General features: G+C 66.7%; 13 protein-coding genes and 1 riboswitch. Of the genes, 8 read left to right on the top strand and 5 right to left on the bottom strand.

Annotated features, from left to right (window positions below):
* Positions 1–75 precede the first annotated feature (75 nt).
* Complete coding sequence (locus H3005_RS13895) at positions 76–2,592, bottom strand: prolyl oligopeptidase family serine peptidase (RefSeq protein WP_191078421.1); 2,517 nt, start codon at positions 2,590–2,592, stop codon at positions 76–78.
* Positions 2,593–2,715: 123 nt separating this feature from the next.
* Positions 2,716–2,798: riboswitch (S-adenosyl-L-homocysteine riboswitch) on the top strand.
* A gap of 36 nt (positions 2,799–2,834) precedes the next feature.
* Here H3005_RS13895 and ahcY point away from each other — a divergent pair.
* The 5 genes from ahcY to H3005_RS13870 all read left to right on the top strand — a co-directional run bounded on the left by ahcY (position 2,835) and on the right by H3005_RS13870 (position 7,853).
* Positions 2,835–4,280, top strand: coding sequence for an adenosylhomocysteinase (ahcY, locus tag H3005_RS13890; RefSeq protein ID WP_089238815.1), 1,446 nt, complete (start codon positions 2,835–2,837; stop codon positions 4,278–4,280).
* A gap of 245 nt (positions 4,281–4,525) precedes the next feature.
* Positions 4,526–5,293 (top strand): lysozyme inhibitor LprI family protein, encoded by a 768-nt coding sequence (locus tag H3005_RS13885; RefSeq protein ID WP_223880240.1) that lies wholly within the window; start codon positions 4,526–4,528, stop codon positions 5,291–5,293.
* A 50-nt stretch (positions 5,294–5,343) separates the two neighbouring features.
* Positions 5,344–6,714 (top strand): peptidoglycan-binding domain-containing protein, encoded by a 1,371-nt coding sequence (locus H3005_RS13880; RefSeq protein WP_191078419.1) that lies wholly within the window; start codon positions 5,344–5,346, stop codon positions 6,712–6,714.
* 171 nt (positions 6,715–6,885) lie between these two features.
* The gene (ybaK, locus tag H3005_RS13875) at positions 6,886–7,359 is read left to right on the top strand and encodes a Cys-tRNA(Pro) deacylase (RefSeq protein ID WP_191078418.1); all 474 of its coding nucleotides are present in this window, start codon (positions 6,886–6,888) and stop codon (positions 7,357–7,359) included.
* Entirely contained in the window at positions 7,359–7,853 is a 495-nt protein-coding gene (locus tag H3005_RS13870; RefSeq protein ID WP_191078417.1) for a hypothetical protein, read from the top strand. Before ybaK ends, H3005_RS13870 begins: the two co-directional genes overlap by 1 nt.
* Positions 7,854–7,920: 67 nt before the next feature.
* Here the strand turns inward: H3005_RS13870 and H3005_RS13865 are convergent, their stop codons facing one another.
* Together H3005_RS13865 and H3005_RS13860 are read right to left on the bottom strand one after the other, a co-directional pair.
* Positions 7,921–8,556: an energy transducer TonB gene (locus H3005_RS13865; RefSeq protein ID WP_191078416.1), complete on the bottom strand. Its 636-nt coding sequence runs from the start codon at positions 8,554–8,556 to the stop codon at positions 7,921–7,923.
* 76 nt (positions 8,557–8,632) lie between these two features.
* Positions 8,633–9,190, bottom strand: a complete 558-nt coding sequence (locus H3005_RS13860; protein WP_191078415.1) for a DUF3228 family protein — start codon at positions 9,188–9,190, stop codon at positions 8,633–8,635.
* 105 nt (positions 9,191–9,295) lie between these two features.
* Here H3005_RS13860 and H3005_RS13855 point away from each other — a divergent pair, with 105 nt between their 5' ends.
* The 3 genes from H3005_RS13855 to H3005_RS13845 are packed head-to-tail and all read left to right on the top strand — an operon-like array spanning position 9,296 to position 12,404.
* Positions 9,296–10,426 carry a type 1 glutamine amidotransferase domain-containing protein gene (locus H3005_RS13855; RefSeq protein ID WP_191078414.1) on the top strand — a complete coding sequence of 377 codons (1,131 nt, stop codon included), beginning with the start codon at positions 9,296–9,298 and terminating at the stop codon, positions 10,424–10,426.
* Positions 10,427–10,428: 2 nt separating this feature from the next.
* Positions 10,429–11,118, top strand: coding sequence for a response regulator transcription factor (locus H3005_RS13850; RefSeq protein WP_191078413.1), 690 nt, complete (start codon positions 10,429–10,431; stop codon positions 11,116–11,118).
* Positions 11,115–12,404 carry a HAMP domain-containing sensor histidine kinase gene (locus H3005_RS13845; protein ID WP_191078412.1) on the top strand — a complete coding sequence of 430 codons (1,290 nt, stop codon included), beginning with the start codon at positions 11,115–11,117 and terminating at the stop codon, positions 12,402–12,404. The genes H3005_RS13850 and H3005_RS13845 overlap by 4 nt, the downstream gene beginning before the upstream one ends.
* Before the next feature lie 21 nt (positions 12,405–12,425).
* On the opposite strand, the gene H3005_RS13840 is transcribed toward H3005_RS13845, so the two are convergent.
* Both H3005_RS13840 and H3005_RS13835 read right to left on the bottom strand, forming a co-directional pair.
* Complete coding sequence (locus H3005_RS13840) at positions 12,426–13,157, bottom strand: LytTR family DNA-binding domain-containing protein (RefSeq protein WP_100551572.1); 732 nt, start codon at positions 13,155–13,157, stop codon at positions 12,426–12,428.
* Positions 13,154–14,203: a histidine kinase gene (locus H3005_RS13835; protein WP_100551571.1), complete on the bottom strand. Its 1,050-nt coding sequence runs from the start codon at positions 14,201–14,203 to the stop codon at positions 13,154–13,156. The genes H3005_RS13840 and H3005_RS13835 overlap by 4 nt, the downstream gene beginning before the upstream one ends.
* Positions 14,204–14,216 lie beyond the last annotated feature (13 nt).

Here is a 14,216-nt window from a genome sequence, read left to right as displayed (position 1 = left end):
AGCGCCCGAGCCCGTGCTCGGGTGGCGGCGCAGCCGAACAGGCGGCCCCCGCAGCGAGGGCCGCCGTCATGCGCGTCAGCGCGTCTTCTTGGCCTTGCCCTGCTGCACCGGGCCCAGGGTCTGCTCCAGCCAGCGCTCGCTCTCGGCCAGCATGGTCATGATCGATTCGCGTGCGCGGTAGGCATGCGATTCGTTCGGCAGCATCACCAGGCGGGCAGTGCCGCCCAAGCCCTTCACCGCAGCGAACATGCGCTCGCTCTGCAGCGGGAACGTGCCCGAATTGTTGTCGTCCACGCCATGGATGAAGAGGATCGGATCCTTGATCCTGTCGGCGTAGTTGAACGGCGCCATCTTCTGGTACACGTCCTGCGCCTGCCAGTAGTTGCGCTCTTCAGCCTGGAAACCAAACGGGGTCAGCGTGCGGTTGTAGGCGCCGCTGCGGGCGATGCCGGCCTTGAACAGGCGGGTGTGCGCGAGCAGGTTGGCGGTCATGAACGCACCATAGGAATGACCGCCGATGGCGATGTGCTCGCGATCGGTCACGCCACGGCGCACCACCTCGTCCACCGCAGCCTGCGCATTGGCCACCAGCTGTTCGATGTAGGTGTCGTTGGGTTCCTTGTCGCCTTCGCCGATGATCGGCATCGACGGGCTGGCCAGCACCACGTAGCCCTTGGCCAGGAACGCCTGCGGGCCCCAGTAGCTGATCGCGTTGAAGCGGTACGGCGAATCGGTCACCTGGCTGGCGGCCGCCGCGCTCTTGAACTCACCCGGGTAGGCCCACATCAGCAGCGGCCGCGGACCATCGCGCTTGGGGTCATAGCCCGGCGGCAGCAGCAGGGTCGCGGTCAGGTCCACGCCGTCCTTGCGCTTGTAGCGGATCTGCTCCTTCTGCACACCCTTCAACTGAGGCAGCGGATGGGCGAAGTGGGTCAGCGCACGCGGTGCAGCGTTGGTGTCGGCCAGCGACTGCACGTAGAAGTTGGTCGGTTCATCCGGGCTTTCGCGGCTGATCAGCAGCGAACTGGCCTGCGCATCCAGCAACGTCACCGGCGCGGCGTAGGTTGGTGCCTGCGAATGGAACAGGCGCGTCGCCTTGCCGCTGGCCACCTCGAAGCGATCAACGAACGGACGGTCGCCTTCCGGCGATGCACCGGCACCGGCCAGGTACAGGCTGCCACCATCGGCGGTGGTCTGCAGCAACGAGCGGCCGCGGTCATCGCTGGTCATCAGCGGGCGACCCGGATCGGCATAGCGGTCCTGCGCATCGCGGTCCCACAGCAGCCTGGCATCGGCACTGGCGTTGTCCGGTGCGATCAGCCAGGTCTTGCTGCGGCGGGTCTTCCACCACGATTCATTGAGCAGGGCCAGGTCGCCACGGCCCCAGCTGATGCCGGCGTAACGGCTGCCGAGCTGGGCCAGGGTCACCGGCGGCGTGTCGAACGGTGCGGCCTGCATGAACACCGCATCGCGCACCTTGGCCTCCCTGTTCGGGTCGCCGCCGTCCTGCGCTTCGGCCCACACCAGGGTGGCATCGGCGTCGCCGCGCCAGCTGATGTCACGCACGCCGGTCACTTCGGCATCGTTGCCGGTCGGCAAGCCTTCCACCAACGGACGCACGGCCACGGTGTGCACCAGCTTGCCGGTGCTGCGGTCGAGCACTTCGATGCGGCGCGGGAAGCTGCCCAGCGGCACCACGTAGGAGTACGGGCGCTGCACCGGCTGGCTGAGCACGAAGCGGCCATCGGGCGACACCGCAAAGCCCATGAAGATGCCGGCCGCACCGATGGCACGGCTCTGCCCGTCCAGGCTGACCTCCACCGGCTGGGTGGTGGCGTAGTAATCGAACTGGCGCGCGTCGGCCTCGTTCTTCAGCAGGTCCTGGTAGGTGCGGATGGACACCACGCCGCCGCCCTGGCTGGTCTGCTGCACGGCCGGGCCGGTCGGAATGCCATCCGCGGCCGGCGCGGCGCCCAGGTTGGCCGGGCGGGTGAACACCACCAGCCCACGGCTGTCCGGCAACCACTGGTAGCCACTGCCCAGGACAGTGTTCAGGCCGGCGACCAGACGCCGGGCGCTGCCGCCGGCAACGTCCACCAGCCACAGCTCATTGGCGCCGGTAGCGGCATCGACCTGGTTGAAGGCCAGCCACTTCTGGTCCGGCGACCACGTCAGGCTGGCAATCGACAACGAGGCCGGCAACCCGCTGATCTGCCGCTCCTTGCCGTCGGCCACGTTCATCAGCCACAGCTTCTGGCCGAAGCTGAAGCGGCTGTCGGAGAAGGTGCGCGGGTTGATGCGCAGGCCGGCAAGCTTCAGTTCCGGCTGCGCCACCACCTGGATCGACGGCAGCGACGGCATCTGCATCAGCGCGGCCACGTCGCGGCGTGGCGACAGGTACAGCGACGGTGCCCGCGGCGCGTCGACCACCGCCTGCAGTGCGGCCGAGGGCAGCTCATAGCCGGTCACGCCCTGCGCTTGGGTCTGTGCCGCCTGCGGGGCCGCAGCCAAGGCCTGCGGGACCACCGCCAGCAGGGCCATCGACAGGACCAGGCCAGTCAAGCGCCGGTTGCGGCGTGCGTGCGTGCTCATCATTGTTCCACCTGTTCGCTGCGTGAAGCCCCCGACCTTAACAGGCCATGCACATCCGCCCATCTGCCGATGGTTGGGTCATCGCTGTGTCACAGCGGAGGCGCGATATAATGGGCATCCTCCCCTGCCGAGGGGCGCTGCGACCGGATCCCCTGAGACCGGCCAGGCTCGGCCAGGTGGCTTTGCAACAACGGCGCCCGGCTAGATGCGAGCATCCGCTCGCCCACAACCGGAGCTACTGCATGAATGCTGTTGCCAAGACCTTCTCCACCGAAGGTGATTACAAGATCCGCGACATCACCCTGGCCGACTGGGGCCGCAAGGAACTGGACATCGCCGAGCACGAGATGCCGGGCCTGATGTCGATCCGTCGCAAGCACGCCGCCACCCTGCCGCTGAAGGGCGTGCGCGTGACCGGTTCGCTGCACATGACCATCCAGACCGCGGTGCTGATCGAGACCCTGAAGGACATCGGCGCCGACGTGCGTTGGGCCTCGTGCAACATCTTCTCGACCCAGGACCATGCCGCTGCGGCGATCGCCGCCACCGGCACCCCCGTGTTCGCCTGGAAGGGCGAGTCGCTGGAAGAGTACTGGGACTGCACCCTGGACGCGCTGACCTTCACCCTGGCCGACGGCACCCTGACCGGCCCGGAACTGGTGGTCGACGACGGCGGTGATGTGACCCTGCTGATCCACAAGGGTTACGAGCTGGAAAACGGCAGCACCTGGGTGGACGAAAAGGCCGCCTCGCACGAAGAGCAGGTCATCAAGAACCTGCTCAAGCGCGTGGCCAAGGAGCGTCCGGGTTACTGGGGTCGCGTGGTCAAGGACTGGAAGGGCGTTTCCGAAGAAACCACCACCGGCGTGCACCGCCTGTACCAGCTGGCGCAGGCCGGCACCCTGCTGATCCCGGCGATCAACGTCAACGACTCGGTCACCAAGAGCAAGTTTGACAACCTGTACGGCTGCCGCGAGTCGCTGGCCGACGGTCTCAAGCGCGCGATGGACGTGATGCTGGCCGGCAAGGTCGCCGTGGTCTGCGGCTACGGTGACGTGGGCAAGGGCTGCGCCGCCTCGCTGCGTGCCTACGGCGCGCGCGTGGTGGTTACCGAGATCGACCCGATCTGCGCCCTGCAGGCGGCGATGGAAGGCTTCGAGGTCAACACCATCGAGTCGACCCTGGGCCGTGCCGACTTGTACGTCACCACCACCGGCAACAAGGACATCATCCGCATCGAGCACCTGAGCGCGATGAAGGACCAGGCCATCGTCTGCAACATCGGCCACTTCGACAACGAGATCCAGGTCGATGCGCTGGTCGCCTTCCCGGGCGTGAAGCACGTCAACATCAAGCCGCAGGTGGACAAGTACATCTTCCCGAACGGAAACGCGATCTTCCTGCTGGCCGAAGGCCGCCTGGTCAACCTGGGCTGCGCCACCGGCCACCCGAGCTTCGTGATGTCCAACTCGTTCGCCAACCAGACCCTGGCCCAGATCGACCTGTGGGCCAACAAGGGCAGCTACGAGAACAAGGTGTACCTGCTGCCGAAGAAGCTGGACGAAGAAGTGGCCCGCCTGCACCTGGAGAAGATCGGCGTGAAGCTGACCACCCTGAGCCAGGAACAAGCCGACTACATCGGCGTGCCGGTGGAAGGTCCGTTCAAGCCGGATCATTACCGCTACTGATGCCGTGCGCGGGGTCGGATCCCTTTCCGCAGGAAAGGGCTCTGGCCCCAGCAACGGATGCACACGGACGGGCGCCTTCGGGCGCCCGTTCTGCATTCCGGCACCCGCCAGCCCGATCCGCGCGCCCTGTCACAGAGCCCTAAGAAGCCGCTTGCTACGATTTTCGCCCCATGCCCCCGCCGCCCGCAGGCCATGCGCCAGGACGCAGACATCAAAGGACAGACATGCAGCGCAGCAGTGAACGTATGACCCGAACCATCAAGCCCCTGATGACCCTGTGCTGCGTGGCCCTGCTGGCCGCCTGCACCCCGCCTTCCGGCGATGCCCAGGCCACGACGCCTGCAGCAGCCACCGGACAGGCCAACACCGACGGCAAGGCGGCCAGCGCCGCGGCAGCGGCCGCCGGCAGCAGCGCCGCCTGCGCCGATTCGGCATCACCGGTGCAGACCCTGATCTGCAACGACCCCGCCCTGTTGAAGCAGGAAGGCGAGCTGGCCAAGGCCGAAGCCACCGCAAGCCAGACCCTCGATACCGCCGGCAAGGCCAAGCTGCAGGCCGAGCAGCAGCGCTGGATCCAGCACACGCGCGATCTGTGCAGCGACGCGCACTGCCTGCAACAGGTATTTACCGACCGCCTCAAGGTGCTGTCGGCCACGCGCGACGGCCTGGTCGACCAAGACGCCTGCGAAGTACCCGACGGCCAGCAGCAGTGCGTGGACATGCTGGTGCTGCGCGACCCCAACAGCCAGCTGGCGACCTTCAACACGCTGCTGGGTGAAAACGGCCAGGAAGGTCGCCTGCTGGGCTGCACGGCGGCTACCAACATCGGCGGCGGGCAGAACGCCCAGCTTGCGGCCAACTGCACCCAGGAAACAGCCAGCGGCAAGCGCAACGTTCAGCTGTGCAGCAACCAGATGGTCGGCCAGTTCGCCATCGAACCGGCGCCGGCCGCCTACGGCACCGAGGCCACCCGCCTGCTGCTCGGCTTCACCCAGCAGCACTGCGCCGGCTGATATCCGCCGGGCAGGCCCGGCTCCTTTTTCCTCAGTGAAGGACGATCATCATGGCAACGGATTCCACCCTCACCCGCGAGCAGCTGTCCACGCTGTTCCTCAATACCGAGCTGGGCGGCAACACCCGCCATCTGGACCATTTCGCGTACGCCAAGGAAGGCACCAGCACCTACTCGTTCGGCCTGGTGCAGTTCGACGTCGGCGGCAACCCCCAGGCCAGGCGCTTCCTGCGCGACAACGGCTTCACCAATGGTGACATCGAACTGCTGTCCCAGCAGGGGGGGCTGAGCACGCAGCAGCTGGCCGCGCTCGACGCCAAGCTGCAGGCCATCCCGCAGGCCAACATCGATCAGCTCACCAACGCCAAGCTGGACAGCGCCATCGGGCGCGTCGACGAGGCCATCGCCAAGGTGCGTGCGACCAACCCGGCCGCCGCCGATGCCATCGTGGCAAACCCGGAACTGCAGCTGGCCATGGCCGACTATGACAACCAGTTCGGCAGCATGGGCCCGCAGTTCATCAACTATCTGTCCGGCAATGCGGAAAAGCTGCAGGGCGGTACCATCCAGGCCGGCGATCCACCCACCCGGGCCGACGTACAGACCTTCGTCGATGCAACCAAGTACGGCATCCAGTCGCCTGCAGCCGTGACCAGCCGCGATGAGCGCTTCGACACGGCCATGAGCCAGCTGGGCATCGCCCAGACCCATGCCCCCTCGCACGGCTCGCCCACCACACCCGGTGCGCAGGCTGGTAGTGGCGTGCTGGTAAACGGCGCAAAGGGTGATGAAGTGCAGGCCATGCAGCAGAAGCTGGCCGACCTCGGCTACACGGGCAAGGACGGTGCACCGCTGGTGGCCGACGGTCACTTTGGCCCGGGCACGCTGCAGGCAGTCCAGCAGTTCCAGCGCGATCATCAGCTGACCGTGGACGGCAAAGCCGGCAACGGCACCCTGGGGGCGCTGGACGCGGCAAGCCTGCAGCATCAGCAGCAGGCCGAACCTGCGGCGCCCGCAGCAGCACCGAGCATGGCCACGCCCGGGCACGCCGACAATCCGCGCTACCAGCAGGTGGTGGAGAAACTGGAGGCGCTTGAACAGCAGCGCAGCCAGGGTGGGCTGTCGCCGCTGTTCCATGACCGCAACCAACTGGAAAACGCGGCTGGACAGGTCGCCTACGAGTCCAAGGTCGTCGGCATGTCACAGGTGGACACCGTGGTAGCGCGTCCGGATGGTCAGGGGGTGTTCGCGGTGCAGGGCCAACTGGGTGATCCTGCAGCGCACCGCACCTACATCGACCTTGCGCAGGCGGTCGGCCAGGACCTGCCGTCCAGCACACGCCAGAGCGAAGCGTTGAACGCCGAACAGACACAACGGCAGGCGCAGGAACAGGCACAAGCGCAGCAGCCGATGTCGCGCTGATCTGCGATGGATCGGATGGATCCACGCATGGCGTGGATCCATCTACAGCTGGGCATCGTGGAAGTGATGAGCTTCCCGCCCCGGGATGCCGGAAAGCCGATTCGCATCACCAGCCGATGCAGCAGTAGCCTCGGTCAAGTCAGCAGGGAAAGGCCGCGCTACGATTCCCCCATGACCCCGGCCATCAACCTGCTCAAGCGCGAGAAGATCGCCCATACCGTGCACAGCTACGTGCACGACGCCCATGCCGAATCCTATGGCGGCGAAGCCGTCGAAAAGCTGGGCCTGGACCCGGCACAGGTATTCAAGACGCTGCTGGCCTGCACCGAAACGCATGAACTGCTGGTAGCGATCGTGCCGGTGGCCGGCCAGCTCGACCTGAAAGCACTGGCCGAAGCCGCCGGCTGCAAGAAATGCGAGATGGCCGCCGTCGATGCCGCGCAGCGCGCAACCGGCTATCTGGTCGGCGGCATCAGTCCGCTTGGGCAGAAGAAGCGCCTGCGCAGTTTCCTTGATGACAGCGCGCGGTCGCTGCCAACCCTGCACGTCAGCGCGGGGCGGCGTGGCCTGGAAGTGGAGCTGGCACCGGCCGACCTGCTGCGCCTGACCGGCGGCCATTACGCCGCGATCGGCAGGGCCCGTTGATGCGCTGGCCATGGTCCGCATCGCCGCCACCGCGGCTGGATGATCCGCAGGCCGACGTGCTGCTGCTGGATCTGCTGTCGCGCGATGCTAGTCGTATCCATGCCGCCAGCAGCCGCCTGGCTCGGTTGTTCAGCGCCGCTACGCTTGATGCACTGGCGCCACATGCCGAACGGATCGAGCAGGCCTGCCAGGGCATGCAGCTCGGCGGTGCGCTGGTGAGCAACGACGTGCACCTGAAAGCCGCACTGCGCCGCCTGCGCTATTGGCGCGAACGCAGCGGCTGCCTGTGCGCGCTGTATCCGGACTATCTGTTCTTCGACCCACGCCGACTGATTGAACAGGGGCATGTACAGCTGCTGCAACTGGGCGTGGCCGAGGACGGCTGGGGTGACCGGCATCGAGTGGCCTGCACAAACTGCAGCCAGCACTGGGATGCCACTGACCGCGAGTACCACTACCCGTGGTGGGAGTGGATCGTTGTGACCGATGATTGAAGCCACGCATGGCGTGGCTCTACTGCGGTAGCGCACGGGGCAGATCCATGCCATGCGTGTATGGCCGCTACTCCACCAGTTCATAGCGCATCGGTACGCGCACGATGCTCAATTCCGGCACTGCACTCTTCGCGTCGGTGCGGGTGAAGCGCCAGCCGCGCAGTTCCTCAACCGCCGCTTCATCCAGCACCGCGTGGCCACTGGATCTTTCGACAACCACTGCAGCGACGGCTCCCTGCGCATCCACCATAGCCTTGAGCAGGCTGCGACCGGAAAGCCCTTCCTGCATGGCCTCCCTCGGGTAGCGCGGTGACACACCGCGGGGTGGCATCCAGGCCGTCTCGTCGCCCGCGAACAGATCCTGGCTGCTGCGAGCCACGCAATGCTTCGGCAGGCGCAGCTGCAGTGACACCTGCGTGTCATCCACGGTTGCTTCCGCCGGTGCGGCACAGGCCTTCTGCGCAAGCACCATCAGCATCTGCTGCTGGCGAAACAGCGCCTTGCCATCGACCGCCGTCACCTCCACCAAGCAACGGCCTTCGCGGACCTGCATCGACAACGCGGTCACCCCCGCATCGCGCAGCCAGGACGTGGGGGGCAGTGGCGAACACGCGGCCTTCGTGTCAGGCGTTGCCGCCAGCACCCCGGCAGCCGGCAGCATGCCTGCCAGCAGCAGCGCAACAATCCTTGCCCCGATACCCATGCCCCGCCCTCCGTGCGTTTGCCTGCCCGATCATAGGGCAGTCGCGCATGGCATGGCGCTACGGGCCCTTATGCATTCATGGGCGCCAATTGGCGTTGCTCTCCCAGAATGCCACCGCGCGCTGGTACGCCTCGCGATCCAGCGGCACGCCCGAACCACCTTCCTCCACACCCAGCGCATTGCGCATCATGGTGATCGGCGCCATCGGCACTTCTTCCGGTTCGGCGGTGTAGATGCAGCCGACGATGCCCCACTCCGCATCAATGGGCGAGCCCTCCTTGGCCAACTGCTCGGCGCTGTACAGGATCACCACCAGGTAGTTGGCACGCGGCGATTCCACGCCCTCGAACCAGCGCACCAGCACCGGTAGTTCCTCGCGGTTGCGCGCTTCGTAGCCGCTGCGCAGCTGGTGGCGGTTGGCCTCGGTGATCGGCACCGTCAGGCAGCGCGTGCTGGTCCAGTTCTCGTACACGAACAGTTTGCAGAACGGCGCGTAGCCATCGAGCATCTTCAACGGCGGATGCGCGTTGAGATGCGCCTCGAACTGCTCGGCGCTGCAATCCTGGATGGTGTTGCCGCGCGGCACGCGGGGGAACAGGCGGGGGCGGGCGAAATCGGTGAGGACGATGGACATGGTGATGTGATGCGGGAACAGGGACTCAGGTTAACCGCCGGCGTGCTTGAAGTCTGCTTCACATCTGCCGCGCAGACTGCGCCGCACACCCAAGGAGAGACGAGCATGTTCCGATTCAACCCGAGCCACGTGCTGGCGCTGGCGCTGGTCCTGCTGCCATCGGCCGTTGTTGCGGCCCCCGCTCCCCCGGAGCCGCCGCGCGTGCTGCTGGTGGTCAGCAGCGAGGGCCGCGACCAGGGCAAGAGCCGTCCCGGCTTCGAGATGGACGAGTTCGCCCAAGCCTGGTTGATCCTCAAGCGCAACGGCTTTGCCATCGACGTGGCAAGCCCCCGCGGCGGCGCCGTGGAAGCAGACAAGTACAACCCCGCCGAAGCATTCAATGCCGCGCTGCTTGCCGATCAACAGGCCGTTGCCAAGCTGGCTGCCACGCTTCCCACAGAACAGCTTCGTGCCGCCGACTACCAGGGCGTGCTGGTGATCGGCGGCAAGGGCGCGATGTTCGACCTGCCACGCGATATCGCCCTGCAGAAGACCATCGCCAGCATCTGGGAACAGGGCGGCGTCGTTGCGGCCGTCTGCCACGGCCCCGCCGCGTTGGCGGAGGTACGCCTGGACAATGGACGCCCGCTTGTGCAGGGCCGGACGATGACCGGTTTCACCGAGGAAGAGGAAACCCAGTTCGGCAAGCGCTGGGCGAAGGAGTTCAGCTTCCAGCTGGAGCCGCGCATGCGCGAACTGGGGGCACACTGGCAGGAGGCACCACTGATGATGCCCAAGGTGGTGGTTGATGGCCGGCTGCTGACCGGGCAGAACCCGTTCTCGACCGCGGCCCTCGCCGATGCCTTCGTGCGTGCCAGCGGTCGCACTCCTGCAGCGCGCGAGCCCTGGCGTGACGAACGCAGCATGGTCCTGGTCGAGCAGCACCTGCAGCGGCGCGATGACAGCGCAGCGCGGCAGCTGGCAGAGCGCAGCACCGATTTCCATGTGGAGCTGATCGGCATGCTGGGGTACGTGCAGCTGCAGGGCGCAGCCGACGGCACTCAGGTGTCCGATGCACTGGCCATCATGCAGCTGGCCCGCCCGCACATGCAGGAACCGCGACTGGACGTGGCCATCGCCGATGCGCACTGGCGCCTTGGCAGGACGACCCAGGCACGCGAGCAGTTGCTGGCACTGCTGGAAAAGCAGCCGCAGCTGGACGAAGCTAAGGCTCTCCTGGCCCGCATGCAGCCCTGATCATGGACGCCGAGCGCCTGCGCCTGCTGTTGATCGAAGACAACCTGCCGCTGGCCTCGGCCATCGTCGACCTGCTGCAGGCCCAGGGCCATCAGGTCGACTTCGCCGCCGATGGCCAGGTCGGCCTGCGGCTGGCACTGGCAACACCACCGGACGTGCTGCTGCTCGATGTGGGACTGCCAGGCATCGACGGCATCACCGTATGCCGGCGGTTGCGTGAATGCAGCGACCGCCATGTGCCGGTGTTGATGCTGACTGCACGCGATGCGATCGACGACAAGCTGCAGGGGTTCGCTGCCGGCGTGGACGACTACCTGGTCAAGCCGTTCGACGACGCAGAGCTGCTGGCCCGTTGCCTTGCCCTCGCCCGGCGCCATCGCGTGGGCCAACCGAACCTGCTGCAGATCGGTGCGTTGAGCATCGACCGGCGCAGTGGCCAGGCCTGGCGCGCGGGCACAGCGCTGGAGCTGCAGCAGGTTCCACAACGCATCCTGCTGGCGCTGGCCGAAGCCTGGCCGCGCACTGTCACCCGCAGCGAACTGGTGCAACGCCTGTGGGGAGATGAAGCGCCCCCCTCCGATCCACTGCGCTCGCATCTGTACCTGCTGCGCCAGGTACTGGACCGGCCATTCGACGGTGAGATGCTGCGCACCGTGCACGGCGTCGGCTTCCGGCTGGAGGCTTCACCATGAAGCGGCGGCCGGTCCAGCGCCTGCGCCGCCGCCTGGTCGTCGCGTTTACGTCCTTCACCCTCTTCATTGCTGCGGTGTTCGGGCTGTATTCGCTGGTCTTCATGTACGCCGTGGAAGACAGCGTTTTCAATGCACAGCTGGCCCGTGAAGCGACGGCGCAGCTTGCCGTCCATGCAGCTACGGGTCGATGGCGGGCGCCGGGTGATGCGGCCATCCGCCTGTATCAGGACACGAGCGCGTTCCCAAGCGATCTGCAGACCGCATTCACCCAGGAGCCGTGGCGTTCTGAATTCAGCGGCAAGGAGGGCCGGCACTACCACGTGCGGCGCATGGATCCGACACCGCCGTCACGGCCTGCCTGGCTGATCGCCGAGGTCAGCTCACAACTGGCGGTACGCCCGATCCGCGATGAAGTAGTGGCCCTGCTGGCCGGCACCGCGTTGGTGATGGTGCTGCTGGCGATCCTGCTGGGCGTGTGGCTTGCGCGCCGTGGCACGCGCCCTCTGTACTCGCTCGTGGCGCACGTGGAGGCGTTGCCACTGCTGCCACGGGAAGACACCGCCCTGGCTGCTCACTTCGACGATGACGAGATCGGCGTGCTGGCGCGTGCCGTGGACCGGCTGTCCGCACGGGTGGCCGCCTTTGTTGCCCGCGAACACGCCTTCACCCGCGATGCCAGCCACGAACTGCGCACACCGTTGGCGGTGATTTCCAGCGCTGCTGGCCAGTTGCTGCACGAACCCGGGCTGTCCGAGCGCGGGCAGCAGCACCTGCAGCATATCCGCCTGTCCGCGCTGCAGCTGCAGCAGGCGGTGGCAGCACTGCTGGCCCTGGCCCGCGAGGACGAGGCGGCACCCGCCGCGCAGGTGCGTCTGGTGCCGCTGCTGGAGCGCGTCATCGTTGAACAGGCACCTTTGCTTGGCGCGCGGCCGGTGGAGGTGCAGATGACGTTGGCCGACGATGCAGCGCTCTGCGCGCCGGAACCGGCGCTGCGCGTGGTGCTGGCCAATCTGATCGGCAATGCCTTCGCCCATACACCGCTGGGACATGTGCGTATCAGCATGGAAGCAGGAGAACTGTCGGTGTACAACAGCACCGGCAGCGACGCATCCCTTGGCCACTGGCCCGATCCACGCCCGTTTGAAAAAGGCGAAGACAGCCAGGGCAACGGTCTCGGCCTGGAGATCATGCGCCGCCTGTGCGATCAGCATGGCCTGCAGCTGCGGATCGAACGACACGCCCTTGGCGTGCGGGCAATCCTGCGCGGCTTGCCGATGCCGGGGTGATCGACAACCGTGTGGTGCCGCCTACAGCGCCATCCGCTCGCGCAGCTCCCGTGCCTGCCGCCGCGATACCTCGACTTCGCTGCCATCATCCAGCGCCAGATCGTAACCATCGCCGATGCTCGGCGTGACCGCACGGATGCGCCGCAGGTTGACCAGCGTGTTGCGGTTGGCACGAAAGAAAAGATCCGGCGGCAAGCGTGCCTCCAACGCACTCAGGCTGCGGGCCAGCAATGCGTTCTGGTCGCGGAACCACAGTCGCGTGTAGTTGCCATCCACCACCAATCGACGGATCTCGGCAACGGCCACGAACCAGCAGCGCTCGCCTTCGCGCACGAACACCTGGTCCTGCGCGCCCAACGTGCCGTGACCGCTTGGTGCTTCGGTATTCATCTCCGCATGCTGGCGTGCACGCTCCAGCGCCTCCAGCAGGCGCGGAGCTTCCACCGGCTTCACCAGGTAGTCCAGCGCGTTGGCCTGGAATGCGCGTACTGCGTAGGTGTCATAGGCAGTGACGAACACCACCGCAGGCACCCTTTCCAGCCCGTCCAGTACATCGAAGCCGCTGCCGGAGGGCATCTGCACGTCCAGCAGCACCAGGTCCGGTGCCAGCGTGGCGATGGCCTCGCGCGCGGCCGGCACGTCGTCGGCCTCGCCCACGCACTGCACCCACGGCAACGACGAGAGCAGCGTACGCAGCTCCTGCCGCGCCAGCCGTGCATCGTCGACAATCAACACACGCAGCACGGCCGTCATTGCGGAATCTCCAGCAGGGCCTGCATACGATCGCCGATCGGCTGCAGGGCGAAACGGCCACGCGTACCCAGTTGCGTACGCAGGTAGGCCAGGCCAACACCATGGCCAAGGGTGGGTTCATTGGCGTTGCCAAGCGGGTTGTCCACCTGCAGGCGCAGCAGGCCATCTTCCAGCGACGCGCGGATATGTACCTCTCCGCCGCCCGCGCGGCTGGCAATGCCATGTTTGATCGCGTTCTCCACCAACAGCTGCAGTGCCATTGCAGGCAGTTGTGCCTGCACAGCTTCTGCGGCGATCTCCCGCCGTACCTGCAGACGCTGTTCGAAGTGGATCGCCTCGATGGCAAGATAGTCATCGACCACCGCCAGTTCCTCGGCCAGGGTCACCTGCTCGCTGCGGTTGTGGGCCAATGCGTGGCGCAGCGTGCGCGACAGGCGGGTGACCATGTCGCGAGCACGCTCGGGGTCCTCCAGGATCAGCGCGCGCAGATTGTTCAATGCGTTGAACATGAAGTGTGGATTCAGCCGCGCACGCAACGCATCGCGCTCCAGCGCGCTGCGCTCCGCCTCCGCGCGCAACCGTGCCAGCTCGCTGTGGCGCGCACGGCGCAGGCCATGCAGGCCCGCCCACAGACCCGTCCACATCAACAGGAACAGGGCGGTGTTCATCCAGTACAGCACGACCGACGACAGCTGGTAATCGGCACGCCCACCGGGCAACTGCACCCAGCCCAGGGCCAGCGCCGGCAGCAGCAACGCCGCCGTCAGCCCCTGTGCAATGCTGGCGCCAACCACCACGCCAGCGGCCAGCTTCAGCGCCAGGCTGCCCAGACTGCCATCCCACCAGCGCTGCCGCAGCGCGACCGAACGCAGCGCGCCGCTGCACAACCACAGGGACACGGCGATGCTGAGGGAGATCAACACCACGCCGCTGAACAGCGTGCCGCCGCCGATACGCACCCCCAGCCACAGGCTGTACGTCGCATAGCCCGCCCACGCCAGCGCGTTGAGGGTCCAGAAGCGGCGGGATGGCGTGGTTGCGTCCATGGGCAGCCTCGGT

The organism is Stenotrophomonas sp. Br8, from assembly GCF_014763005.1.
Taxonomy (GTDB): domain Bacteria; phylum Pseudomonadota; class Gammaproteobacteria; order Xanthomonadales; family Xanthomonadaceae; genus Stenotrophomonas; species Stenotrophomonas lactitubi.
Note: the sequence above shows the minus strand (reverse complement) of the source record. Positions and strands in the feature narration are given on the sequence as shown.

What these genes read in the sequence shown, in the direction of transcription:
- H3005_RS13895 (WP_191078421.1), bottom strand. Translation starts at nt 2,592, where the DNA reads ATGAGCACGCACGCACGCCGCAACCGGCGCTTGACTGGCCTGGTCCTG.
- ahcY (WP_089238815.1), top strand. Translation starts at nt 2,835, where the DNA reads ATGAATGCTGTTGCCAAGACCTTCTCCACCGAAGGTGATTACAAGATC.
- H3005_RS13885 (WP_223880240.1), top strand. Translation starts at nt 4,526, where the DNA reads ATGACCCGAACCATCAAGCCCCTGATGACCCTGTGCTGCGTGGCCCTG.
- H3005_RS13880 (WP_191078419.1), top strand. Translation starts at nt 5,344, where the DNA reads ATGGCAACGGATTCCACCCTCACCCGCGAGCAGCTGTCCACGCTGTTC.
- ybaK (WP_191078418.1), top strand. Translation starts at nt 6,886, where the DNA reads ATGACCCCGGCCATCAACCTGCTCAAGCGCGAGAAGATCGCCCATACC.
- H3005_RS13870 (WP_191078417.1), top strand. Translation starts at nt 7,359, where the DNA reads ATGCGCTGGCCATGGTCCGCATCGCCGCCACCGCGGCTGGATGATCCG.
- H3005_RS13865 (WP_191078416.1), bottom strand. Translation starts at nt 8,556, where the DNA reads ATGGGTATCGGGGCAAGGATTGTTGCGCTGCTGCTGGCAGGCATGCTG.
- H3005_RS13860 (WP_191078415.1), bottom strand. Translation starts at nt 9,190, where the DNA reads ATGTCCATCGTCCTCACCGATTTCGCCCGCCCCCGCCTGTTCCCCCGC.
- H3005_RS13855 (WP_191078414.1), top strand. Translation starts at nt 9,296, where the DNA reads ATGTTCCGATTCAACCCGAGCCACGTGCTGGCGCTGGCGCTGGTCCTG.
- H3005_RS13850 (WP_191078413.1), top strand. Translation starts at nt 10,429, where the DNA reads ATGGACGCCGAGCGCCTGCGCCTGCTGTTGATCGAAGACAACCTGCCG.
- H3005_RS13845 (WP_191078412.1), top strand. Translation starts at nt 11,115, where the DNA reads ATGAAGCGGCGGCCGGTCCAGCGCCTGCGCCGCCGCCTGGTCGTCGCG.
- H3005_RS13840 (WP_100551572.1), bottom strand. Translation starts at nt 13,157, where the DNA reads ATGACGGCCGTGCTGCGTGTGTTGATTGTCGACGATGCACGGCTGGCG.
- H3005_RS13835 (WP_100551571.1), bottom strand. Translation starts at nt 14,203, where the DNA reads ATGGACGCAACCACGCCATCCCGCCGCTTCTGGACCCTCAACGCGCTG.